The sequence below is a fragment of the Pseudomonas sp. TWI923 genome, from assembly GCF_039673365.1.
Classification (GTDB): Bacteria; Pseudomonadota; Gammaproteobacteria; order Pseudomonadales; family Pseudomonadaceae; genus Aquipseudomonas; species Aquipseudomonas sichuanensis.
The window spans coordinates 1-22,370 of sequence record NZ_JBDJLM010000082.1; the positions used below are offsets into that span (position 1 = coordinate 1).

16 protein-coding genes are annotated in these 22,370 nt (G+C 64.0%); 5 read left to right on the top strand and 11 right to left on the bottom strand.

The features are described 5' to 3' along the window. Positions 1–274: 274 nt before the first annotated feature. From ABE459_RS22300 to ABE459_RS22340, 9 genes are all read right to left on the bottom strand, one after another. Positions 275–3,310, bottom strand: coding sequence for a multidrug efflux RND transporter permease subunit (locus ABE459_RS22300; RefSeq protein WP_125462745.1), 3,036 nt, complete (start codon positions 3,308–3,310; stop codon positions 275–277). A 13-nt stretch (positions 3,311–3,323) separates the two neighbouring features. Then, complete coding sequence (locus ABE459_RS22305; protein ID WP_258705766.1) at positions 3,324–4,466, bottom strand: efflux RND transporter periplasmic adaptor subunit; 1,143 nt, start codon at positions 4,464–4,466, stop codon at positions 3,324–3,326. Positions 4,467–4,785: 319 nt separating this feature from the next. Continuing rightward, positions 4,786–5,883, bottom strand: coding sequence for a DUF1513 domain-containing protein (locus ABE459_RS22310; RefSeq protein WP_323831411.1), 1,098 nt, complete (start codon positions 5,881–5,883; stop codon positions 4,786–4,788). Positions 5,884–5,885: 2 nt separating this feature from the next. Beyond that, the gene (locus ABE459_RS22315; RefSeq protein WP_125462748.1) at positions 5,886–6,950 is read right to left on the bottom strand and encodes an imelysin family protein; all 1,065 of its coding nucleotides are present in this window, start codon (positions 6,948–6,950) and stop codon (positions 5,886–5,888) included. Between the two features lie 20 nt (positions 6,951–6,970). Continuing rightward, the gene (locus tag ABE459_RS22320; RefSeq protein WP_346648137.1) at positions 6,971–8,398 is read right to left on the bottom strand and encodes a di-heme oxidoredictase family protein; all 1,428 of its coding nucleotides are present in this window, start codon (positions 8,396–8,398) and stop codon (positions 6,971–6,973) included. A 267-nt stretch (positions 8,399–8,665) separates the two neighbouring features. Next, positions 8,666–10,003, bottom strand: a complete 1,338-nt coding sequence (locus tag ABE459_RS22325; protein WP_125462750.1) for an imelysin family protein — start codon at positions 10,001–10,003, stop codon at positions 8,666–8,668. A 148-nt stretch (positions 10,004–10,151) separates the two neighbouring features. After that, on the bottom strand, positions 10,152–12,203 hold the full coding sequence (locus ABE459_RS22330; RefSeq protein ID WP_125462751.1) for a GGDEF domain-containing phosphodiesterase: 2,052 nt from the start codon (positions 12,201–12,203) through the stop codon (positions 10,152–10,154). A 268-nt stretch (positions 12,204–12,471) separates the two neighbouring features. Next, positions 12,472–13,068: a Fe-Mn family superoxide dismutase gene (locus ABE459_RS22335; protein WP_125462752.1), complete on the bottom strand. Its 597-nt coding sequence runs from the start codon at positions 13,066–13,068 to the stop codon at positions 12,472–12,474. A gap of 296 nt (positions 13,069–13,364) precedes the next feature. Then, on the bottom strand, positions 13,365–13,964 hold the full coding sequence (locus ABE459_RS22340) for a LysE/ArgO family amino acid transporter (protein ID WP_125462754.1): 600 nt from the start codon (positions 13,962–13,964) through the stop codon (positions 13,365–13,367). A 125-nt stretch (positions 13,965–14,089) separates the two neighbouring features. On the opposite strand from ABE459_RS22340, the gene ABE459_RS22345 reads away from it, so the two are divergent. The 3 genes from ABE459_RS22345 (at position 14,090) to ABE459_RS22355 (ending at position 16,934) form a co-directional block, all read left to right on the top strand. Further along, on the top strand, positions 14,090–14,980 hold the full coding sequence (locus ABE459_RS22345; protein ID WP_110993722.1) for a LysR family transcriptional regulator ArgP: 891 nt from the start codon (positions 14,090–14,092) through the stop codon (positions 14,978–14,980). A 49-nt stretch (positions 14,981–15,029) separates the two neighbouring features. Continuing rightward, positions 15,030–16,025, top strand: a complete 996-nt coding sequence (locus ABE459_RS22350) for an NAD(P)-dependent oxidoreductase (protein ID WP_258705770.1) — start codon at positions 15,030–15,032, stop codon at positions 16,023–16,025. 87 nt (positions 16,026–16,112) lie between these two features. Beyond that, positions 16,113–16,934, top strand: coding sequence for an ATPase (locus ABE459_RS22355; RefSeq protein WP_125462757.1), 822 nt, complete (start codon positions 16,113–16,115; stop codon positions 16,932–16,934). Between the two features lie 82 nt (positions 16,935–17,016). On the opposite strand, the gene ABE459_RS22360 is transcribed toward ABE459_RS22355, so the two are convergent. Together ABE459_RS22360 and ABE459_RS22365 are read right to left on the bottom strand one after the other, a co-directional pair. Next, the gene (locus ABE459_RS22360; protein WP_110993725.1) at positions 17,017–18,489 is read right to left on the bottom strand and encodes an inorganic phosphate transporter; all 1,473 of its coding nucleotides are present in this window, start codon (positions 18,487–18,489) and stop codon (positions 17,017–17,019) included. A gap of 307 nt (positions 18,490–18,796) precedes the next feature. Beyond that, positions 18,797–19,003, bottom strand: a complete 207-nt coding sequence (locus ABE459_RS22365) for a hypothetical protein (protein ID WP_110993726.1) — start codon at positions 19,001–19,003, stop codon at positions 18,797–18,799. Between the two features lie 574 nt (positions 19,004–19,577). Here ABE459_RS22365 and pcaR point away from each other — a divergent pair. Continuing rightward, positions 19,578–20,447: a pca regulon transcriptional regulator PcaR gene (gene pcaR, locus ABE459_RS22370; protein WP_323831407.1), complete on the top strand. Its 870-nt coding sequence runs from the start codon at positions 19,578–19,580 to the stop codon at positions 20,445–20,447. 470 nt (positions 20,448–20,917) lie between these two features. Then, complete coding sequence (locus tag ABE459_RS22375; protein WP_323831405.1) at positions 20,918–22,264, top strand: MFS transporter; 1,347 nt, start codon at positions 20,918–20,920, stop codon at positions 22,262–22,264. Positions 22,265–22,370 lie beyond the last annotated feature (106 nt).

Here is a 22,370-nt window from a genome sequence, read left to right on the forward strand (position 1 = left end):
GCCGAAGGCGCGAGATGTAGACTTGCGCAGCAAGTCGTAGGCCGCGCGGGCCCGGAAGGCACCGGAGCGAGGGGACCCCGGAGCGCAGCGCAGGGGCCGTATGATGGGAGCGGGCGGCTTTGGTTACTTTGGCCAAGACCAAAGTAACCCGCCGTAAGGGCGGAAAGGTGACTAAAAGTCGCCATCGCCGCCGAATGCGCATGCATCTATCAAAACAAACACTCTGAAACCCGAACCCGAACCCGAACCCGAACCCGAACCCAAAATCAAAAACTCACCCAGCCAACCCCCGCCCCTTATGCGCCAACACCGTATAAATACAAGGCAACACAAACAACGTAAACAACGTCCCAATCGACATCCCCGTAGCAATCACCAGCCCAATATCAAACCGGCTGACCGCCCCAGCCCCGGTCGCCAGAATCAACGGCACCATGCCAAACACCATGGCCGCCGTGGTCATCAGCACCGGCCGCAGGCGAATCGCCGCCGCCTCCTCGATCGCCTCACGCACCCCCAGGCCCTTTTCCTCCCGCAACTGATTGGCAAACTCGACGATCAGGATGCCGTGCTTGGTAATCAGCCCGATCAAGGTCACCAGCCCCACCTGGGTGTAGATGTTCATGCTCGAGACCCCAAGGAACAACGGCAACAACGCCCCACAGATCGACAACGGCACCGTCACCAAAATCACCAACGGATCACGGAAACTCTCGAACTGCGCCGCCAGCACCAGGAAGATGATCGCCAGGGCCAGGCCAAAGGTCATCCACAGCGCGCTGCCTTCCTGCACGAACTGCCGCGCCGTACCGGCATAGTCGACCGAGAAGCCTTCAGGCGCTTCCTCGCGGGCGATGGCCCGCACGGTGTCCAGTGCCTCGCCCATGCTCACCATCGGCACCCCCTGGATGATCGCTGAATTGAGCTGCTGGAACTGGTTGAGCTGGCGCGGCCGGGCGCGGTCGCTGAGGGTGATCAGGGTCGACAGCGGCAACAATTGGCCATGGTCGTTCTTCACGTAGTAATTGTTCAGCCAGCCCGGGTTGGCGCGGTAGGGCCGTTCTACCTGGGCGATCACCTTGTAGCTGCGGCCTTCGAGGGTGAAGCGGTTGATCTCCGCCTCGCCGAGCAGGGTGGCAAGCGTGCCGCCCAGGGCGTCCATCGACACGCCCATCTGTGCTGCCTTGGCGCGGTCGATGTCGATCAGCACTTCAGGCTTGTCGAAGGCCAGGTCGATATCGAGGAACGCGAACTTGCCCGAGGCCTCGGCGCGGGCCTTGATGCGCTGCGCCACATCGAGCAGGGCAGGGTAGTCACCGGCGGTGTTGATCACGAACTGGAACGGCAACCCTTCACCGGTGCCGGGCAGCGAGGGCAGGTTGAAGCCGAAGATCTGCAGGCCGCCGATTTGTGAAAGCTCGGCCTGCACCAGCGGCAGCAACGCCATCTGCGTGCGTTCGCGTTCGCTCCACGGCTTGAGCAAAAAGCCGCCAATACCGGTTTGCACGCCATTGAAACCGTTGATCTGGAACGACGAGTAATACTCGGGGAAGGTCCTGAACAACGGCGTGAACTTATCGGTGTAGGCATTGAGGTAGTCGAGGTTGGCGGTCTGCGGCGAGCTGCTCATCATGAAGATCACCCCCTGGTCCTCGTCCGGCGCCAGTTCGTTGCGGGTGAACATCAGCAGCACCGGGATCAGGCACAGGATCAGCACGGCGAACACCAGCACCACCGGGCGGCTGTCGAGGGTGCCATGCAGCAGGCGCTGGTAACGCAGCTTGAGGCTCTCGAAGATCAGGTCCAGGCGATGGGCCAGGCCAGTGGGATTCTGCTCGTGGCGCAACAGCAGGGCGCACATCATCGGCGACAGGGTCAGGGCGACGATGCCGGAAATGATCACCGCACCCGCCAGCGTAAGGGCGAACTCCTTGAACAAGGCACCGGTCAAGCCAGTGAGAAAACCGATCGGTGCGTACACGGCCGCCAGGGTGATGGTCATCGACACCACCGGCAAGGCGATCTCCCGCGCGCCTTCCAGCGCCGCTTCGAACGGCGTCTTGCCTTCTTCGATATGGCGATGGATGTTCTCCACCACCACGATGGCGTCGTCCACCACCAAGCCGATGGCCAGGACCATGGCCAGCAGTGTCAGCAGGTTCAGCGAGTAGCCCATCATCTGCATGAAGAACAGCACGCCGATCATCGACAGCGGGATGGTCACCACCGGGATCACCACCGAGCGCAGGGCGCCGAGGAACAGAAACACCACGACAATGACGATCAGCACCGCCTCGCCCAGGGTCTTGATCACTTCATTGATCGAGGCCTGGATGAACAGCGTGGCGTCGTAGGCGATCGACACCTTGAGGCTCGACGGCAGTTCTTCCTCCAACTGCGGCATCAGCTTGCGCACTTCCTTGATCACGTCCAGCGGGTTGGCCGCCGGGGTGGCCTTGATGCCGATGTACACCGACGGCGTGCCGTCGAACGAACTGACCGTGTCGTAGTTCTCGGCGCCCATCTCGATGCGCGCCACATCCCCCAGCAGTACCCGGCTGTCGCCGGCGGTCTTGACCGGCAGGGCGGCGAAGGCTTCGGCGGTCTTGAGCTCGGTGCTGGCGTTGATGCTGGTCACCACGTACTCGCCCTTCACCTCACCGGCGGCGGCGAGGAAGTTGTAACGGCGCACCGCACTGGTCACGTCCACCGCCGACAGGCCGAAGCCGGCCAGCTTCACCGGGTCGATCCAGATGCGCATGGCGAACACCTGGTTGCCGAGGATCTGCGCTTCGGCCATGCCAGGCAGGGTGGCCAGCTTGGGCTGGATCACCCGCGACAGGTAGTCGGTGATCTGCGGGTTGCTCATCTGGGTGCTGTAGAAGCTGATGTACATCAATGCCGAGGCGTCGGCGGCTTCCTTGCTCAGCACCGGGTCTTCCGAGTCCTGCGGCAGCTTGTTGCGCACCTCGTTGGCCTTGGCCAGCAGTTGGGTGAACAGGCGGTCGGTGTCGGCGCCGATGCGTGCGTAGACCGAGATCACCGAGAAGTTCTGCCGGCTCACCGAGGTCATGTAGTCGATGCCATCGGCGCTGGCCAGGCTCTGTTGCAGCGGCTGGGTGATGTAGCCCTGGATGGTTTCGGCGTTGGCCCCGGGGTAGGCGGTGGTCACCGTGATCAGGGCGTTTTCCATGGCCGGGTACTGGCGGATCTGCAGCTTGTTCCAGGCTTGCAGGCCCAGCAGCAGGATCAGCAGGCTGACCACGCTGGCCAATACCGGGCGACGGATGAACGGGTCGGTGAATGCCATGGCCGCCTCCCGTTCAGTTCGCGCCAGGCGCGGCAGGTTTCAGGGCCTGGTCATCGCTGATACGGATGGCTGCGCCGGGGCTCAGCTTGAGTTGGCCGGCGGTCACCACCTGGTCGCCGGCCTGCAGGCCCTTGCTCACCACCACCCAGCCATCGCGCCGTTCGCCGGTCTGCACGGTGCGCTGTTCGGCAATCAACTGCGGTTGGCCATCGGCACCGGGCACTGGCTGGCCCTCTTCGGTCTTCTTCGGGCTGATTACATAGACCGAGTTGCCATACAGCGTGAAGGTGATGGCGTTTTCCGGCACCACCACTTGCGGCTGCGGGTTGGGCAACAGCAGTTGCAGGCTCGCGAACATACCCGGCAGCAGCTTGCCGTCCGGGTTGGCCAGTGTGGCGCGGGCCAGCAGGTTGCGTGTGCTTTCCTCGACCTTTGGGTTGATCGCACTGAGGCTGGCGGGGAAGGTCTGGCCCGGGTAGGCCGCCACCTGCACCAGCACCTGTTGGCCCAGGCTCAGGTGCGGCAGCGCCTGCTCGGGCACGTTGAAGTCGACGTAGAGGCTGGACAGGTCCTGCAGGGTGGCGATCACCGTGCCACTGGCGAGGTAGGCGCCGACATCCACCTGGCGAATGCCGATGGTGCCGCTGAACGGCGCGCTGATGCTTTTTTTCGCCAGCGACGCCTTGAGTTGATCGACCACCGCCTGGTTGCGTCGGTACTGGGTGGTCAGGCGGTCGAATTCACCGCGTGAGATGGCCGAGTCGCCGACCAGCTGACTGCCGCGGCCGAAGTCGACCTTGGCCAGGTTGAGGTCGGCCTGGGCGGTGCCGAGCAGCGCGGTTTCCTGGTCGTGGTCCAGTTGCAGCAGCAGTTGCCCGGCCTTGACCTGCTGGCCCGACTCGAAGTGCAGCGACTTGACCGTGCCGGCCACCTCCAGGCTCAGTTCCACGCCCTGGTAGGCCTTGAGGCTGCCGACCGCCGGTAGGCGCTGCTGCCACTGGCGCAGTTCGGCCTGGGCCGCGGCAACGCTGACCGGCGGTTTGGGCTGGCTGAACATCTGCACCTGTTTATAGATGGAGAAGGCCTTGATGCCCCCCAGGATCAGCACGATCAGCAAGACAACGGCCAACATGATCAGCATGCGGCGGCGCAACATGGTCCGGTTCCCTGGATGCGAGGTTGTTATGGATTACGCGCGACCACGGGCGATCCTGCCCACGTGCGATGGGGCAAGTATTGTCGAGAATTGAGAAAAGAGGAGGTTGTCGCGCTGCCTGGCAGTGCCTCATCGCCGGCAAGCCGGCTCCCACAGGGACAGCGCATGGCTTCTTGTGGGAGCCGGCTTTTGTCGAGAATTGGGAAAAGGGGAGGTTGCCGCGTTACCTGGCAGTGCCTCATCGCCGGCAAGCCGGCTCCCACAGGGACAGCGCATGGCTTCTTGTGGGAGCCGGCTTGCCGGCGATAGGGCCGAACAATTAGGCCAGGTGCAGGTGATTGTCCCAGAACCCGGACGGCAGGTTCATCGGTTGCCCGATCAGCTCTGCCTTGCGGCAGTCGTAGAAACGGCAACGCCCCTGCCCGGAGGTCACGACGAAACCATCCTGCACCGCACCCACCCCGGCGCAATCGGGCATCGGCGCATCGAGCTTCACCGCGCCGCTGTCCAGGTCCCAGATGAACAACCGGTTTGCCCGTGGCGCGGTCAGCGCCACCAGGCGCAGGTCGCTGTGGATGGCGACGCTGGCGGTGTACTGGGCCATCGACTGCAGCTGCCGCTCGGGCACCGGGAAGGCCTTGAACGGCTCGCCAGGGCGTTTGATCGCCAGCAGCTCGGCAGTCTCCTCCAGGCCGCCCATGTACTGCTGGCAGGCGGCGATGGTGCCGTCGTCACCCACCGCCAGGTGGCGCACGCTGTTCATCTGCTGGGCCAGGGTTTCCTTGCTCAACAGAGTGCCGTCGCGCTGCATCAGCACCAGGCTCGGCTGCATGGCGTCGAGGTTCATCTCTACCCGGCTTTCGGCCTCGGTGCGGATGCCGCCGTTGGCCACTACCAGCGTCTCGCCGTCGGGCAGCCAGGCCACTTCGTGGGGGCCGATGCCGTGGGTCGAGAGCTCGCCGGTGTGCACCAGGCGCTCACCTTCGAAGCGGTACACACCCAGCACGCCACGGCCAGGGTCGGTGGTGTCGTTCTCGGTGGTGTACAGCCATTCGCCGCCCTTGTGAATCACCGCATGGCCATAGAAGTGGCGGTGCGGCTGCGAGGTGACGGTTTGCAGCAGGCGCCCGTCGCGCAGGTCGATCAGGTAGCTTTCGGTGCCGGGCCGGCGGGCAACGAACAGGGCGATGGGCAGTTCGGGGTGGTTGATGATCGCGTGGCAACGCTGGGCCACCTGGGTGCTGAACACCTGGGTGCCGTCCAGGCGGAAGCCGACGGCGTAGTGCTTGCCGTCGCCATCGTCGCGCGCCGAGAGCAGCAAGGGCTCGCTGCCTTTGTTGCGCAGCAGGCTCCAGCCGCCCAGGGTCAGGGCGCTGAGCAGTACGCTACCGAGTTTGATCGCCTGGCGTCGCAGCATGATCAGTCACCGTCGTTGGCGTTGAAGCCCAGCTGAATATTGAGCGCCTTGGCCAGGTCGCCTTCATGCAGGCGATGGAGGACGTTCAGGCTGTCGTAGATCTGGTTCAGCGCCTGCTGCCCGGCTTCGTCGGCCAGCAGCTCGCCGAGGGTCTTCTGGTTGTCGGCCAGCAGCTTGAGGGTGGCTGCGTAGGCGTCGTCGATCTTCTGTGCCAGCGCCGCCTGGTCTTTGCCCAGCAGGCCGCGCAGGCCTTGGTTATCGACCCCGGACCAGACGGTCTGGGCGGCCTTGAGCGAAGCTTCCAGGCTCTTGAGCGAGGAATGGCTGCGCCAGGCTTCGGCCTGAAGCGGTTGTGGGATGCCCTTGCTCTGGCGACCCATTGGCGCACCGAGCTTCTTCTTCAGGGTGTCCAGGCCGGTGACCTGGGCGCGCAGCAGGTCGGCGATCGCTTCGTGGGAGTCGGCGTAGCGCTGGTTGGGGAACTTGGTCATCTGCGACAGCATGCCGTCGGTGCTGTTCCAGGTCTTGAGGATGTCCTCGGCCAGGACCTTCTGGTGTTCGCCGATCGCCACCAGCAGCGGGCAGTAGCGCGCCTTCTGTTCGGCCGTGGCCATGTCCGGCTTGCTGTCGAACAGGATGTACTCGTAGGCGGACAGGCCGCGCACCACGACGCTGGCCTTGCTCAGTGCCTCGGCATCGACTGGCTTGTCGCCATTGACCAATTGCTCGACCTGGCGGCCCACCAGGTTCTTCTTGTCTGGCCAGAACTGCACCTGCCAGGCGCGGTTGCCTTCGGCCAGCGGGCCGACCAGCAGCGGTTGCAGTTCGGCCCAGGCTTTCTGCGCGTTGAGGAAGTCGGCGCGGGCGCTGTCCAGCGAGGTCTTGCCTTCGCAGTAGGCCAGGGCGCTGGCGGCCAGCACGCGGTCGGCCTCGACCCAGCGGCTGTAGGTCGGCAGGATCACCTGCTTGGCGATGGCGGCGGAGGTCACGGCTTGCGGGTCCTGCGGCGAGCAGGCGCCGAGGGCGAGTGCGGCGAGGCTGGTGAACAACAGTTTGGGTCGGAACATGCCCGGCTCCTTAGCGCGTTTTAAAGTGAATTCAGGAAGGCCAGCAGCGCGGCGCGCTGCTCGGCATTGAACGTCAGTACCTGGTCGCGCGCGGCCTGGGCCTCGCCGCCGTGCCATAGCACGGCTTCGAGCAGGTCGCGGGCACGGCCATCGTGGAGGAAGCGGGCGTCGCTGCTGACGGTCTGGCTCAGGCCGATACCCCACAGTGGCGGGGTGCGCCAGTCCTGGCCGTTGGCGGCGAACTCGGTGCGCTCGTCGCTCAGGCCCGGGCCCATGTCGTGCAGCAGCAGGTCGCTGTAAGGGCGTATCACCTGGTTGGCCAACTCGGGCTCGGCGGCATCGGCGGCGGTGGTGAACTGCGGGGTGTGGCAGCTTTGGCAACCGGCCTGGTAGAACAGGTTCTTGCCGGCCAGTACCTGCGGGGCCGCGCCGTCGCGGCGGGCCGGTACGCCCAGGTTGCGGGTGTAGAAGGTGACCAGGCGCAGGAGGTTGTCGCTGACCTCTTTTTCGCCATCGGCACCATCGCCATTGGGCGCGGCCAGGCAGTCGACCTGGGTCGGGGTGCAGTCGTCCTTGGGCAGCAGCGTGCTGGTCAGGCCCATGTCACCGGCGAAGGCATGCACATTCTGCTGGTTGACGTTGGGTTGCCCGGCCTTCCAGCCGAAGCGGCCGACCACCGTCTTGCCCTGGGCGTCGTCCCAGACCCGGTTGGCACGGCCGCGGATGCCGTCATGGTTGCGGTCATCCGGGTCTTCGTTGGCCAGGATATCGGCTTCGGCGATGGCTTCGAGCAGGCCGAGGCCGATCATCGGTGGGGCGATGCGGGCCGAGAAGCGGGTATCGGGATGCATCGGGCCGTAGCCGAGCTGGGTGATCTGCAGGGTGGGGCGGCGCAACTCGACCTGGTGGCCGTCCTTGAAGGTGACGGTCTGGCTGTCGTAGCTCACCCGTACCTTGCCCTCCGGCGCCACGCCGGGCACGGCCATGTCCTGCAGCTGGGTGCCATACACCGGCTCAGGCACCACGCCCAGGCGTTCGATAACCTGGGCGTAGTAGGGCTGGTCGGGGATCGACAGGCGTACCAGCATCGACACCGCGTTGCTGTCGCCGGGCTCCGGCGGGTGGCCGCGGCCGTCACGCACGTGGCAGTTCTGGCAGGCGTTGGTGTTGAACAGTGGGCCCAGGCCATCACGGGCGGTGGTGGTGGACGGGGCGATCACCCAGGGGCTGCGAAAAAAGCTGTTGCCCACGGCGAAGTCCAGGCGCCGCTCGGGGTTGAGGTTGGCCGAGGGCAGGGAGAAGGCGTTGCGGTCACTGCGCTGCACCGTTGCCTGGCCGCCGGAGAGGGCTTCACCGGGCTCGGCCTGGGTGAAACGCGGAGCGTCGTCACAGGCGGCAAGGGCGAGGGCCAGCAACAGGGGGCTTAGGCGGAGCAAGGACATCGACAATCCTGGGCGTGGGCGAAAAACCGGCGTGCAAGCTTATCAGGCCGGCTGTTTTTGAATAAGAGCAATTTGCAATTGCTGGATGAAATAGCGGACATGTCGTGCACCCTGTGGGAGCGGGTTTACCCGCGAACACCGGCATAGCCGGTGCCAGGTACCGAGTCGCCTGATTCGCGGGTAAACCCGCTCCCACAGGGATTTGTGTGGGTGAAACATGTAAAAAAAGGCGACCCGAAGGCCGCCTCATAGCATCAACTGTCAACGCGTCGATCAGAACTCGTGATCGGCGGTGTCCGGGTTCAGGTTGTCGATGCCCAGCTTGCCTGCGGCCTGCTCGATCGCGCCGGTCTGCTTGACCAGCGACGCGATGGCGTCACGCACGATCTGGTTGCCGGCAGCGTTGTCGGCGGCGATCAACTGGTCGTAGTGCTCGCCTTTGAGCGCGTGGTCGACGATCACCTGCAGCTTGGCTTCGGTGGCTTCCAGGTCGGCCTTGAGGGTGGCGTCGGCGGCCGGGTCGGCCTTGGCCACCAGCGACGACAGGCTCGGGCCGCTCAGCTTGGTGCCGTCGGTGCGGGTGTACTCGCCCAGGTAGACGTTGCGGATGCCCTTGGCGTCATAGAAGTGCGAGTAGTGGGTGTTGTCGCTGAAGCAGTCCTGCTCGTCTTCCGGCGAGTTGGCTTCCAGCGAGACCTTCATGCGTTCGCCGGCCAGTTCGCCCAGCGACAGGCTGCCCATGCCGAACAGCATCTTGCGCAGGCCGTCGTTGACCGGTTCCGCCTCCAGGGTGGCGCGGTAGTTGTCGGCAACGTTCGGTGCCCAGTTGCCGACCATCTCTTCGAGGTCCTTGACCAGCAGTTGGGTAACCGATTTCAGGTAGGCACGGCGGCGGTCGTTGTGGCCGCCGGTGGCGCCTTTGCCTTCCAGGTAGTCCGACGCTGGGCGGTTGCCGGCGCCAGGGCCGGTACCGTTGAGGTCCTGGCCCCAGAGCAGGAATTCGATGGCGTGGTAGCCAGTGGCGACGTTGGCTTCGGAACCGCCCAGCTCGTTCAGGCTGGCCAGCTTCTCGGGGGTGATGTCCTTGACGTCGACCTTGTCTTCGCCAACCTGGATTTCGGTGTTGGCGATGATGTTGGCGCTGGCAGCCGGGTTGCCCAGGGCGTGCTCGTAGCTCTTGTCGACGTAGTCGATCAGGCCTTCGTCCAGGGGCCAGGCGTTCACCTGGCCTTCCCAGTCGTCGATGATGGTGTTGCCGAAGCGGAACGCCTCGCTCTGCAGGTACGGTACGCGGGCGGCGGCCCAGGCTTCTTTCGCGGCCTTCAGGGTCTGGTCGTTGGGGCTGGCGAGGAACGCGTCCACAGCGGTTTGCAGCTGCTTGGCGGTGCTCAGCGAGTCGCTGTACACGGCGTAGACCATCTCGGTGTAATGCTTGACCACGGCCTTGCCGGCAGCTTCGTCGACAGCGCCCGGTGCGGCGGCGGTGGTGCTGGCGGCGGCAGGTGCCTGGGCTTGCGGCGCGGCGGCCTTGTCGTTCTTGCCTTCGCCGCAACCGGCGAGGGCGATGGCGATGGCCAGCAGACTGGCGGAGGCCAGAGGCATACGAATCATTATTGGTTTCCTGCGTCGTGTGGTTGGACCGTGCGGCGTGGCACGCGAAACCGCAACATCATGCGAAAGATTTGCATTTGCTGTAAAGGGGCGGGCGCGCATTTCATGCAAACGCCCGTTTGCGGTGCATCGGTATGTGTGGCGGGGGTTACAGCACCGAGACCTGGTTGCGCTGAGCCTGCTTGAGGAACGCGGTGAGCTCGCGCGACGACAGCGGCTTGCTGTAGTGGTAGCCCTGACCTTCGTGGCAGCCCTGGGCGATGATGTAGCTCTCCTGCTCGGCGGTTTCCACGCCTTCGGCGATGACCTGCATCCCCAGGCTCTTGCCCAGCTGGATGATGGCCCGGACGATGGTGGCGTCGTCGTCGTCGTCGAGCAGGTCCTGGACGAAGCTCTTGTCGATCTTGATCTTGTCCAGCGGCAGCGACTTCAGGTAGCTGAGCGAGGAATAGCCGGTGCCGAAGTCGTCGATGGCGATCAGCGCGCCGGAGCGGCGCAGGCTGAGCAGGTGCTGGGCGGCGGTGCTGATGTCTTCCATCAGGCCGGTCTCGGTGACCTCCAGCTCCAGGCTGCGCGGTGGCAGGCGGTAGGCCTGCAGCAGGTTGTTGACCACCCGCGGCAGCTCGTTATGGTGCAGCTGCACGGTGGACAGGTTGACCGCCATGCGCAGTTCGCTGAAGCCCAGGTCGTGCCACTCGCGCAGCTGGCGGCAGGCCTGGTCGAGTACCCATTCGCCAATGGTGATGATGTTGCCGTTCTGTTCGGCCAAGGGGATGAACTGGTCCGGCGGCACCATGCCCAGCTCCGGGTGCTGCCAGCGCAGCAGTGCCTCGACGCCGACCACGCGGTGGTCGCGGTAGCTGATCTGCGGTTGGTAGACCAGGTACAACTGGTTGCGCGGCAGGGCTTCGCGCAGGTCTTTTTCCAGTTCGCGGCGCCGGCGCATCTCGCTGTCGACACTGGCGATGTAGAACTGGTAGCGGTTGCGCGAGCGGGCCTTGGCCAGGGTCATGGTCTGTTCGGCTTTTTGCAGCAGCTTTTCGGTGCTGTCGCCGTCCTCGGGGAACAGGGTGATGCCGATGGTGGCGCGCAGGCGGATCTGCTGGTGATCGAGGTCGAACGGCGCTTCGAGGTCGTCGAGGATGCTCTGGGCCAGTTCGGCGGCTTCGTAGGGTTGTTCGATATTGGCCTGGACCAGGGCGAACTGGTCGCCCCCCAGGCGGGCCAGGGCGCCAAGGCGGCCGCTGTGGGCGCGCAGGCGGTCGGCCAGGGCCAACAGCAACTGGTCGCCAACCTGGTAGCTGAACTGCTCGTTGATACCCTTGAAGTCGTCCAGGCCCACGCACAGCACGGCCACGCGCCGTTGCAGGCGGCCGCCGTCGTCGAGGATCTTGTCCAGTTGCTGCTGCAACTGCTGGCGGTTGGGCAGGCCGGTGAGGAAGTCGTACTGGGCCATGCGTTGCAGGCTGTTCTCGGCTTCGTGGCGCAGGTGGGTGTTGCGCTCGATGGACGCCAGCAACTGGTTGGCGGTGTTGACCCAGATGCCCAGTTCGTTCTTCTCGTGGCCCTTGAGCAGCGGAATCTGGTGCTGGCTGGGGCGGTCGGGGTTGATCTGGGTGAGGTGTTCGATGATCTTCGACAGCGGCTTGGTCAGCAGCCAGTGATACACCAGGTACAGCACCAGGCCCATGGCCAGGGCGCGCAATACCCCGGAAATGAAAATGATCACGGCGTTGATCAGGAAGCCTTCGCCGTAGCTGGAGGTGTCGAGGGTGATGCTCAGGTCGCCGTAGTATTCGCTGTACGGACCGCGGCCGACCAGTTGTGTGGTGTAGGTGCGTTCCTGGCCAAGGATCGGGTCGGTCAGCCAGCGCATGGACATGTCCTGCAGCGGCCTGGATTTTTCCGCGAGCATGGTTTCGTTGGGGTGGCCGATGGAGGCCATGCGCACCGATTCGTCCTGGAACAGGCCTTCCATCACCTGCATGCCCATTTCCCGGTCAAGGCTGTACACCGCCTGGGTGGAAGGGTCGCGGAACATGTCGAGAATGCGTTGGGCGTCACTGTTCACGGCCTGGCGGGTCTTGTAGACGTCATAGACGATTTGCGCGCAGCTGAGCACGACACCGACCGCCAACGCCGAGAGCAGCACAACCCTGAGCAACTTCACCGACAAGCTGTTGCGAAATTCCAGCTTCAAAGGGGTTTCCTTAATCCATGCGCATGCCATTATTTTGCCATCAATCCTGGCAACAAGACTATCGACCGATTGCCCGCCCATCGACGGAATTGCCCTTGGCTCTATATCGGTTGAACGGTCATGCGACTTGAGTGTGCTGCATCAACTTTCCAGAAAATTGATGTTAGCGCGCTCTGCGTGCTGAGCAAGAGTGCAGAGGCGGACAACGCGCGAAAAAAAGGCGAAAAAAAACCCGGCGGCTGCCGGGTTTTTTTCAATGCCTGGCTGATCAGGCGGTGAAGACCTTGCCTTCGAACTGCTCGGCAACGAACTTCCAGTTGACCAGGTTCCAGAACGCCTCGACGTACTTCGGACGCAGGTTGCGGTAGTCGATGTAGTAGGCGTGTTCCCAGACGTCGCAGGTCAGCAGCGGGGTGTCGCCGCTGGTCAGCGGGCAGCCGGCGCCGATGGTGCTGGCCAGGGCCAGGGAGCCGTCAGCTTTCTTCACCAGCCAGCCCCAGCCGGAACCGAAGGTGCCGACCGAAGTCTTGGTGAACTCTTCCTTGAACTTGTCGAAGGAGCCGAAAGCGGCATTGATGGCATCAGCCAGGGCGCCGGTCGGCTGGCCGCCGCCGTTTGGCGACAGGCATTCCCAGTAGAAGGAGTGGTTCCAGATCTGAGCGGCGTTGTTGAAGATGCCGCCCGAAGAGGTCTTGACGATCTCTTCCAGGGTCTTGCCTTCGAATTCGGTGCCTGGGACCAGGTTGTTCAGGTTCACGACATAGGTGTTGTGGTGCTTGTCGTGGTGAAACTCCAGGGTTTCCTTGGAGATGTGCGGCTGCAGGGCATCGTGGGCGTACGGCAGCGGCGGCAATTCAAAAGCCATGGTGGATCTCCTGATTCAGGTCTGTTCGCGGTTTGCGCAAGGCCGATCACGGGCGGCCCGGTGAGCGTCGGCGAGTTTGTACTCTTTGCGACGCAAGGGCTGGATCATAGCACCCGGTCTTGCGCATAACCACGCAACAACTATAGGGAATAGAGGTTCCAGAGCGGTTGGCGCGGCTGACCGGCGGGCTGTGGGGTCATTGTCGATGTGTACACGTGGGAGCGGGTTTACCCGCGAATGCGATGTTGCATCAACCGCCTCATTCGCGGGTAAACCCGCTCCCACACTGTGTATCGTCAGTTGAAAATCAGTTGAGCGGCCACCGCGAACATCATCACCGCCACCATCAGGTCCAGCATCCGCCAGGTCGCCGGCCGTGCCAGCCATGGCGCCAGCCACGCAGCGCCCACCGCCAGGGTGGTGAACCACAGCAGCGAAGCGCTGGCGGCACCGGCCACGTAGGCGCCGGGCACGGTCTGCTGGGCGCCGAGCGAGCCGATCAACAGCACCGTATCGAGGTAAACGTGCGGGTTGAGCAAGGTCACCGCCAGCGCGCTGAGCAGCACCGCGCGGCGCGAGCGCACGCCCTGGCCCTGCTGATGCTGCAGGCTCTGCTTGGAGCAGGCGCTGCGCAAGGCCTTGGCGCCGTACCAGATCAAGAACACCGCGCCGCCCCAGCGGGCCACTGCCAGCAGCGTCGGGTTATGCGCCAGCACCGTGGCCAGGCCGAACACCCCGGCGGCCACTAGCAGCGCATCGCAGACGATGCACAACGCCGCCACCGGCAGGTGATGTTCGCGGCGCAGGCTCTGGGCCAGGACGAAGGCGTTCTGCGCGCCGATGGCCATGATCAGGCCGAAGGCCACCAGCATGCCGTTCAGATAGCTTTGCCACATAGCGCCAACACTCCACTGACACCGGCGCAAGGGCCGGTGTTGATTGCCAAGAAAGATGTGGCCATTGTGGCGCCCTCGGCTGTATAAGAAAAACAAATAGAGCTGATCACTCATTAGAGAAATCGATGTTCGACTATAAGCTGCTCGCCGCCCTAGCCGCGGTGATCGAACAAGCGGGCTTCGAGCGCGCTGCCCAAGTGCTGGGGCTGTCGCAATCGGCCATCTCCCAGCGCATCAAGCTGCTCGAGGCAAGGGTCGGCCAGCCGGTGCTGGTGCGGGCCACGCCGCCCAGCCCCACCGAGGTCGGCCGCCAATTGCTCAATCATGTGCAGCAGGTGCGCCTGCTGGAGCGCGACCTGCAACGCCAGGTGCCGGCGCTGGACGAGGAGGGCATGCCTGAGCGCCTGCGCATCGCGCTCAATGCCGACAGCCTGGCGACCTGGTGGGCGGGGGCCGTGGGGGCGTTCTGTGCCGAGCAGCAGGTGCTGCTGGACCTGGTGGTGGAAGATCAGGATGTCGGCCTCAAGCGCATGCGCGCCGGTGAAGTGGCGGCCTGCCTGTGCGGCAGCGAGCGGCCGGTGGCCGGGGCGCGGAGCATGCCGTTGGGGGCGATGCGCTACCGGGCGCTGGCCAGCCCCGCGTTCATGGCGCGCTACTTCCCCAACGGCTTCGAGGTGGCACGGCTGGCGCGCACGCCGGCGGTGGTGTTCGGCCCGGACGATTTCCTGCAGCATCGCTACCTGGCATCGCTGGGTATCCAGGACGGTTTCCTGCACCACCTGTGCCCCTCGTCCGAAGGTTTCCTGCGCATGACCGAGGCGGGCCTGGGCTGGGGACTGGTGCCGGAGCGCCAGGTGGCCGAGCAGTTGGGCCGTGGCGAACTGGTGGAAATCTGCAGCGATACCCCCATCGACGTGCCGCTGTACTGGCATCATTGGCGCAACGGCGGGCAACTGCTCGCCCAGCTGACCGAGCACCTGCGCCATTCGGCGCGGGATTGGCTGGTGCCCTTGTAGGCCTGGCCGGCGTCTGCTGCATCTGAAATCTGGCAAGGCGGAGTGTTACATGCGAATTCTGGTCACCGGCGCGAGCGGCTTCATCGGCGGGCGCTTTGCGCGCTTTGCCCTGGAGCAGGGCCTTGAGGTACGGGTCAATGGCCGGCGAGCGGAGGGTGTGGAGCACCTGGTCAAGCGCGGCGCGCAGTTCATCCCCGGCGACCTGGGTGACGCCGAATTGGCCCGGCGGCTGTGCCAGGGTGTCGATGCGGTGGTGCACTGCGCCGGCGCGGTGGGCAACTGGGGGCGTTACCAGGACTTCTACCAGGGCAACGTGGTGCTCACCGAGAACGTGGTCGAAGGTTGCATCAAGGAGCATGTGCGGCGCCTGGTGCACCTGTCGTCGCCGTCGATCTATTTCAATGGCCGTTCCCAGCGTGATATCCGCGAAGAGCAGGTGCCACGGCGCTTTCACGATCACTACGGATTGACCAAGCACCTGGCCGAGCAGAAGGTATTCGGTGCCCAGGAATTCGGCCTGGAGGTACTGGCCCTGCGGCCTCGCTTCGTCACCGGAGCTGGCGATGCCAGTATTTTCCCGCGGCTGATGCGCATGCAGCGCAAGGGGCGTGTGGCGATCATCGGCAATGGCCTGAACAAGGTCGATTTCACCAGCGTGCACAACCTCAACGAAGCGTTGCTCAGCGCGCTGTTTGCCGAGGCGCCGGCGCTGGGGCAGGCCTATAACATCAGCAACGGGCACCCATTGCCATTGTGGGATGTGGTGAACTACGTCATGCGCCAGATGCAGTTGCCGCAGGTCACCCGCTATCGCAGTTTCGGCCTGGCCTACAGCCTGGCGGCGGTCAACGAGGCCGCCTGCCTGCTTTGGCCAGGGCGCCCGCAGCCGACCCTGACGCGTACCGCGATGCAGGTGATGAGCAAGGACTTCACCCTCGACATCAGCCGTGCCCGCCAGTACCTGGACTACCGCCCGAAGACCGACACCTGGGCCGCGCTGGATGAATTCTGTCATTGGTGGAAAGCGCAACCGGGCAACCAGTGAACCTGCTGCCGGGATGATGGTCTGCAGTGCGCCGCCCTGGCGGTTTATACTCATGCCTCTTTGCTACCACAGTGGTTGAATGCACCCATGCGTAACGACGCCCACGACGATTTCGATGACGTGCCCGCCCTGCGCGCCGGCACCCAGGATGACGATGAGCTGTTGCCCGCCCATGTCGCGCGCAGCCGCCAGAAGGCCGCGCAGCCGCGCAGCAATGGCCCGCTATGGGCGTTGCTGGGGGCCTCGTTCATTGGCCTGGCCGGGCTGGGCTGGTGGAGTTTTCAGCAGATCTCGCTGTTGGAGCAGCAACTGGTGGCCACCCAGGAAAGCTTTGCCCGTATCAGTGAAGAAGCGGCCGGGCGCCTGCAGGCGATCAGCGGCAAGGTCGACGCCAGCGAGTCGACCAGCACGACCGGCAGCGAAGCGTTGAAACTGCAGATCCGCCAATTGCAGGCCAACCTGGCCGAGCAGGGCAAGCAGCAGCAGGGTGTTGCCGGCCAGGCGGGTGACCTGGGCAAGCGCCTGGAACAGGTACTGGCCGATACCCGTGCGCAGCAGAAAGCCGTGACCGAGTTGCAGGGGCAACTGCAAGCGCAATTGAAGGCGGTGAATACGGAACTGGCGGCATTGAAGTCGGGCCAGCTCGACGGTGGCAAGCTCGACGGTCAGTTAAAAAGCCTGAGCAGCGAGCTAGAGGCCCTGAAGAAGCGCAACCCGAGCGCGGCGATCGAGAGCCTGGAACAGGATGTGCTGGTGCTCAAGAGCCAGGTCGACAACCGCTCGGCGCAATCGGCCGGGGGCGCCTCGGTGCAGGAGTTCGATGCGTTCCGCGGGCAGACCACCCGCAGCATCAATACCCTGCAGAGCCAGATCCAGAACCTGCAGCAGCAGATCAACGCTCGCCCCTGATACTTGTGCTGCCGGGCGCTTGCCTCGCGATTGGACCATGAAAAAAGGCGCCCGAAGGCGCCTTTTTTCATGACTCCGGTGTTCAGCTCATGGCTTTGATAGCAAGCCAGAACAGGCCGGCGGACAGGCCCACCGTCGCCGGCAGGGTCAGCACCCAGGCCAGCAGGATGGTCTTCACGGTGCCGCCTTGCAGGCCGCTCTTGTTGGCGACCATGGTACCGGCCACGCCTGACGACAGTACGTGGGTAGTCGATACCGGCAGGCTGAAGATGTTGGCCATGCCGATGGCGCAGGCGGCGGTGATCTGTGCCGACATGCCCTGGGCGTAGGTCATGCCCTGCTTGCCGATCTTCTCGCCGACGGTCAGTACCACGCGCTTCCAGCCGACCATGGTACCCAGGCCCAGGGCCAGGGCGACGGCGACGATCACCCAGAACGGCGCGTACTCGGTGGTGGCGGTGAGGTCTTTGCGCAGCTTCTCGAGGTCGGCCTTTTCGCGCGGCTCGAGGCCTGGCAGCTTGCCGACCTTCTTCGCCGTGTCGTCCAGGCACAGCAGGTAGCGGCGTACTTCAACGCGCTTTTCGGCGCTCAGTGCGCGGTAGTCGGTCACACCTTGCAGCGACGATTGCAGCGCGGCGATGGTCGGTTCGGTCTGCTGCGGGTTGCAGCTGAACTGCTCCGGCAGGTCGGCCGACTTGGCCTTGCCCAAGGCCAGGTACTCGCCCAGCGTCGCTGCATTGCGCTCGTAGAACTGGCTCAAGTGCATGGTGGCGTCGCGGGTGCGTTCGATCTGGTAGGTGGTGCTGTTCAGGTCGAGCACGAACTTGGCCGGGACGATACCGATCAGTACCAGCATGATCAGGCCGATGCCCTTCTGGCCGTCGTTGGAGCCGTGCACGAAGCTCACGCCCATGGCCGAGATCACCAGCACCAGGCGGTTCCAGAACGGCGGGTGCTTCTTGTCGTCGAGCTTGCGGCGCTGATCCGGGGTCTTGTGCATCTTCGACAGCGGGCGCCACCATTTCAGGCCAAGCAGCACCAGCGCGGCAACGGCGAAGCCGGCCATGGGCGAAAGCACCAGCGACATGCCGATATCGATCGCTTTCTGCCAGTTGACGCCATCGCCCAGCGGGATATCGCTGATCAGCGCATTGGCCAGGCCCACGCCGAGGATCGAACCGATCAGGGTGTGCGAGCTGGACGCGGGGATGCCGAAGTACCAGGTGCCCAGGTTCCAGGTGATGGCCGCGGCCAGCAACGAGAAGACCATGGCCAGGCCGTGGCCGGTGTTCACGTTGATCAGCAGCTCCACCGGCAACAGGTGGACGATGGCATAGGCCACGCCGACGCCGCCGAGCAGCACCCCGAGGAAGTTGAACACCCCGGAGAAGAATACGGCCAGGTGCGGTGGCATGGCTTTGGTATAGATGACAGTGGCTACCGCGTTGGCGGTGTCATGAAAGCCATTGATGAACTCGAAGGCGAGAACGAAGGTCAGAGCGAGCATCAGGCTCACGACGACCCAGGCATCCAGTCCGCTGAATAAATCGATCATGAAGGTTGTCTGGCGGTCTTTAGGGGGGCGGGATTATGCCAGAAAACCCTGCAAATCGATGCACCTGCCACAGATCGATGACGGATGACCGCAGGTTCAGGGCCGTGTTCGTTTGCTGGTTGCTAGCCGCGAACAGGCAGGAAAAAATCGCCAAATTCCCTAAAAATCAACGATTTGAGTGGAAATCGTTGTGTAAGGTTTCGCTCAAACGGCCGTATGAAATTTGTGAAAATCCATTTCACCCACGGTGTTTCGGTAAAGATGCTGCCGCGCCGACGGTCGCTGACTGATGGCGCGGTGATGTCGCTCAGCTGCGTTCGCCGTCGCTGTGCAGATCCTTCTCCATCTTTTCCAGCTCCTGGGCGAACGCCTGGTCGCGAATGCTTGCGCGCTTGCGCCAGGGTTTACGTTCCGGGTCGGGTTGTGCGGCATAGGTGGTGACTTCGCCACCGTATACATCCTTGTAACGTTCAGCCTGTCGCTCGAGTTCCGCGCGCAGTTCTTCTTTCGTCACAGTCATACCTGAAGAGTTTGAAGTTTGGCATTGGCAGAGAGCTGCACATTGGATGTGCCGGCGTATGCGCCAACGCGAAATGTCCGTCGCAGCGATGCCGTGGGTGGCAAGTTCAAGGCACGCTGAAAGTGCCGTTGTTCAACACCGGGCAAGCCAAACCGGGGCGGTGGCTTGAAGGTCATCAAGCGACGAAAGTTAGCTGATGGATCCACTTAACTGGCGGACAATCAACAGTAGCGATTATAGCAACAGCCCGAACGAAGACCATCGTTCTTTTCCGCCCGCCGACAATGGCCTGCAAGTTGTTATCGTCAGCGCCATATGAGTCTGTGGGCAGGGACTATAAGTTCAACCCGCCGGGTTGGAAGTTCAGCTCAGGACGGTTGAAATAAAAACGGCCTCGCGGGTGGGCGAGGCCGTTGCCTGAGACTTCTACGGTGGGTACCTGACCAGTCTCTCCAAAGAAGCCACATGTGGCAGGGGAAAGGTATAAGCAAAAGTGTCAGCGGTCAATTGCGATTATCGGCCGTTCGTTCGATAATCGCACGAACCAGCGTTTTTATGAGGTAGCTCCATGAGCGATGAAACCAGCGGCCCGGTGGCCAACGACCCCGCGCGCAGCACCACGCCGGCCATGGCCCCGCCAATCGTGGCGTCGGCGGCCAAGCGCATCCAGGCTTTCACCGGTGACCCGGACTTCATGACCTCTCTGGCCCGTGGCCTGGCGGTGATCCAGGCGTTCCAGGAGCGCAAGCGCCACCTCACCATCGCCCAGATCAGCCACCGCACGGAAATCCCCCGGGCTGCCGTGCGCCGCTGCCTGCACACCCTGATGAAGCTCGGCTACGCGACGACCGACGGTCGTACCTATTCGCTGCTGCCCAAGGTGCTCACCCTCGGCCACGCCTATCTATCCTCGACGCCACTGGCGGTTTCGGCGCAGCCCTACCTGGACCGCATCAGCGACCAACTGCACGAAGCGGCCAACATGGCCACGCTCGAAGGCGACGACATTCTTTACATCGCACGCTCGGCCACCGTCGAGCGGTTGATATCGGTGGATCTTTCGGTTGGCGGGCGCCTGCCGGCCTACTGCACGTCGATGGGGCGCATTCTCCTGGCCGCGCTGGACGATGCCAGCCTGCATGAGTATCTGGAGCGCGCCGACCTCAAGGCCCGCACCAGCCGTACCCTGCACGATGCGCAGTCGCTGTTCTCCTGTATCCAGCAGGTGCGCGAGCAGGGCTGGTGCGTGGTCGACCAGGAGCTGGAGCAAGGCCTGCGCTCGATTGCCGTGCCTATCTATGACGCCTCCGGCCAGGTGCTGGCGGCGCTGAACGTCAGTACCCATGTCGGGCGGGTCAGCCGCAGTGAACTGGAGCAACGCTTCCTGCCGATCTTGCTGGCGGCCAGCCGGGATCTTTGCCATCAGCTGTTTGGTTGAGTGCGCACGTCCACTGTAGGAGCGGCCTTGTGTCGCGATAGGGGCGCGCAGCGGCCCCAGGAATTCGGCCTCATGCAAGATTGCCGGGGCTGCTACGCAGACCATCGCGACACAAGGCCGCTCCTACAAAGAAAGGCAGTTGCTCCCACAGCAAGCCTTCGAATGCACCAGAATCGAACAGTACGAAAGTTTCCTGTGCGATAAACGCACAATGTCGTCTTCGACGAATTGCGCAGGCCCGGCCCGCTGATTAATGTCTGTCGCACAAGTCGGCTGTGCCGACCTGACAATAACAACAGGCCAAAAGGGCTCCTTCGATGAATACGCATCTTTTGCTGTCGCGGCCGCACCCGCGCACGCTACCGCTCAACTCCGGCTGATCCCAGTCCGCTGTTTCCCTGCGAAACTTATCGTTCCTGCGCTTTGCTGTACGCAGTAGCCTGCCTGCGCCTATCTTCCGGATAACAACAATGAACAAACCGCAATCAACCGTCGGCAACTGCCTCGACGTTCAGTCGTTCATCAACGGCCAGCCACTGTCCCGGTATCAATGGCGCGTGGTGATTCTGTGCTTCTTGATTGTCTTTCTCGACGGCCTGGACACTGCCGCGATGGGCTTCATTGCCCCGGCGCTGTCCCAGGAGTGGGGGATCGACCGCGCCAGCCTCGGCCCGGTCATGAGTGCCGCGCTGATCGGCATGGTGTTCGGTGCGCTGGGCTCCGGGCCGCTGGCCGACCGTTTCGGGCGCAAGGGCGTGCTGGTAGGCGCGGTGCTGGTGTTCGGTGGCTTCAGCCTGGCCTCTGCCTACGCAACCAATGTCGACCAGTTGCTGGTGCTGCGCTTCCTCACCGGCCTGGGCCTGGGCGCGGGCATGCCCAACGCCACGACGCTGCTCTCCGAGTACACCCCCGAGCGCCTCAAATCGTTGTTGGTGACCAGCATGTTCTGTGGCTTCAACCTGGGCATGGCCGGTGGTGGCTTCATCTCCGCCAAGCTGATCCCTGCCTACGGCTGGCACAGCCTGCTGGTGATCGGTGGCGTGCTGCCGCTGGTGCTGGCCGTGGTGCTGTTGGTCTGGCTGCCGGAGTCGGCGCGGTTCCTGGTCGTGCGCAACCGTGGTACCGACAAGGTGCGCAAGACCCTGGCGCCGATTGCACCCCAGGTAGTTGCCCAGGCGGCGAGCTTCAGTGTGCCGGAGCAAAAGGCGGTGGCAGCGCGTAACGTGTTCGCGGTGATCTTCTCCGGCACTTACGGCCTGGGCACCGTGCTGCTGTGGCTGACCTACTTCATGGGCCTGGTGATCGTCTACCTGCTGACCAGCTGGCTGCCGACGCTGATGCGCGACAGCGGCGCAAGCATGGAGCAGGCCGCGTTCATCGGCGCGCTGTTCCAGTTCGGTGGCGTGCTCAGCGCGGTGGGCGTAGGTTGGGCCATGGACCGTTTCAACCCGCACAAGGTGATCGGCATCTTCTACCTGCTGGCTGGCGTGTTCGCCTACGCGGTGGGGCAGAGCCTGGGCAACATCACCCTGTTGGCGACCCTGGTGCTGGTGGCGGGTATGTGCGTCAACGGTGCGCAGTCGGCCATGCCATCGCTGGCGGCGCGCTTCTACCCCACCCAAGGGCGTGCCACCGGCGTGTCGTGGATGCTCGGCATCGGCCGTTTCGGCGCGATCCTCGGCGCCTGGAGCGGGGCGACCTTGCTGGGGCTGGGCTGGAACTTCGAGCAGGTGCTCACTGCACTGCTGGTGCCGGCGGCGTTGGCGACCGTGGGGGTGGTGGTCAAGGGACTGGTGAGCCACGCCGACGCTACCTGAATACCCCTGTGGGAGCCGGCTTGCCGGCGATGGCGTCAGGCCTGCAATCGGGATTCCCCAGTCAGGCCCCATCGCCGGCAAGCCCGCTCCCACACCGGAGGGGCAG

What these genes read in the sequence shown, in the direction of transcription:
- ABE459_RS22335 (WP_125462752.1), bottom strand. Translation starts at nt 13,068, where the DNA reads ATGGCTTTTGAATTGCCGCCGCTGCCGTACGCCCACGATGCCCTGCAG.
- ABE459_RS22315 (WP_125462748.1), bottom strand. Translation starts at nt 6,950, where the DNA reads ATGTTCCGACCCAAACTGTTGTTCACCAGCCTCGCCGCACTCGCCCTC.
- ABE459_RS22325 (WP_125462750.1), bottom strand. Translation starts at nt 10,003, where the DNA reads ATGATTCGTATGCCTCTGGCCTCCGCCAGTCTGCTGGCCATCGCCATC.
- ABE459_RS22305 (WP_258705766.1), bottom strand. Translation starts at nt 4,466, where the DNA reads ATGTTGCGCCGCCGCATGCTGATCATGTTGGCCGTTGTCTTGCTGATC.
- ABE459_RS22345 (WP_110993722.1), top strand. Translation starts at nt 14,090, where the DNA reads ATGTTCGACTATAAGCTGCTCGCCGCCCTAGCCGCGGTGATCGAACAA.
- ABE459_RS22300 (WP_125462745.1), bottom strand. Translation starts at nt 3,310, where the DNA reads ATGGCATTCACCGACCCGTTCATCCGTCGCCCGGTATTGGCCAGCGTG.
- ABE459_RS22355 (WP_125462757.1), top strand. Translation starts at nt 16,113, where the DNA reads ATGCGTAACGACGCCCACGACGATTTCGATGACGTGCCCGCCCTGCGC.
- ABE459_RS22360 (WP_110993725.1), bottom strand. Translation starts at nt 18,489, where the DNA reads ATGATCGATTTATTCAGCGGACTGGATGCCTGGGTCGTCGTGAGCCTG.
- ABE459_RS22310 (WP_323831411.1), bottom strand. Translation starts at nt 5,883, where the DNA reads ATGCTGCGACGCCAGGCGATCAAACTCGGTAGCGTACTGCTCAGCGCC.
- ABE459_RS22375 (WP_323831405.1), top strand. Translation starts at nt 20,918, where the DNA reads ATGAACAAACCGCAATCAACCGTCGGCAACTGCCTCGACGTTCAGTCG.
- ABE459_RS22340 (WP_125462754.1), bottom strand. Translation starts at nt 13,964, where the DNA reads ATGTGGCAAAGCTATCTGAACGGCATGCTGGTGGCCTTCGGCCTGATC.
- ABE459_RS22350 (WP_258705770.1), top strand. Translation starts at nt 15,030, where the DNA reads ATGCGAATTCTGGTCACCGGCGCGAGCGGCTTCATCGGCGGGCGCTTT.
- pcaR (WP_323831407.1), top strand. Translation starts at nt 19,578, where the DNA reads ATGAGCGATGAAACCAGCGGCCCGGTGGCCAACGACCCCGCGCGCAGC.